Consider the following 1,174-nt stretch of genomic DNA (forward strand, 5'->3'; position numbering starts at 1 on the left):
CGCCTTGAACGACGCCGCGCACGACCTGCACGCCCCGCACTTCATCGGCATCGGCGGCGCCGGGATGTCCGGCCTGGCGAAGATCCTCGCAGTGCGCGGTGCCAGCGTCTCCGGCAGCGACTCCAAGGAGTCCGAGACCGTCCTCGCGCTGCGCGCCCTCGGCGCCACCGTGCACGTCGGCCACGCCGCCGAGCACGTGCCGGACGGCACCAGCAGCGTGGTCGTCTCCAGCGCGATCCGCGCCGACAACCCGGAGCTGGCCGCGGCCCGCGAGCGCGGCATCCCGGTGGTCCACCGCTCCGACGCGCTGGCCGCGCTGATGGGCGGCCGCCGGGCGCTGGCGGTGGCCGGCACCCACGGCAAGACCACCACCACCAGCATGCTCGCCGTCGCCCTCGGCGAGCTGGGCCTCGACCCGTCCTACGCCATCGGCGGCGACCTCGACGCGCCCGGCTCCAACGCCCACCACGGCGTCGGCGAGATCTTCGTCGCCGAGGCCGACGAGAGCGACCGCAGCTTCCACAAGTACGCGCCCGAGGTGGCGATCGTGCTCAACGTGGAGCTGGACCACCACGCCAACTACGCCTCGATCGAGGAGATCTACGAGTCCTTCGAGACCTTCGTCGGCCGGATCACCCCCGGCGGCACCCTGGTGGTCTCGGCCGACCACGACGGCGCCCGCGAGCTGACCGCCCGGGTGGCCGACCGCGAGGGCCTGAACGTGGTGACCGTCGGCGCCGCCGAGGACGCCGACGTCCGGGTGCTCTCGGTGGTCGCCCGCGGCATGACCAGCGAGGTCACCGTGCTGCTGGACGGCGCCGAGCTGGCCTTCACCGTCTCGGTGCCCGGCCGGCACTACGCCCACAACGCGGTGGCCGCGCTGGCCGCCGGCGTCGCCCTGGGCGTCCCGGCCGCCGACCTGGCCAAGGCGCTCGGCGCCTACACCGGCGTGCGCCGCCGCCTCCAGCTCAAGGGCGAGGCGGGCGGCGTCCAGGTGATCGACTCCTACGCCCACCACCCCACCGAGATGACCGCCGACCTCGAAGCGATCCGCGAGGCCGCCACCGGCCGGGTCCTGGTGGTCTTCCAGCCGCACCTGTTCAGCCGCACCCAGCAGCTCGCCGAGGAGATGGGCCGGGCCCTCGCCCTGGCCGACGCCTCGGTGGTGCTGGAC

The 1,174-nt window shown here is 74.5% G+C and carries 1 protein-coding gene; it reads left to right on the forward strand.

Features of this window, described 5'->3' with window-relative positions:
- Positions 1-4 precede the first annotated feature (4 nt).
- The coding region (gene murC / locus J0670_RS38375) for a UDP-N-acetylmuramate--L-alanine ligase (protein ID WP_207817393.1) at positions 5-1,174 on the forward strand (1,170 nt) is incomplete at its 3' end.

Origin of the sequence: Streptomyces sp. FH025 (assembly GCF_017427025.1) — a bacterium.
Lineage (GTDB): Bacteria > Actinomycetota > Actinomycetes > Streptomycetales > Streptomycetaceae > Kitasatospora.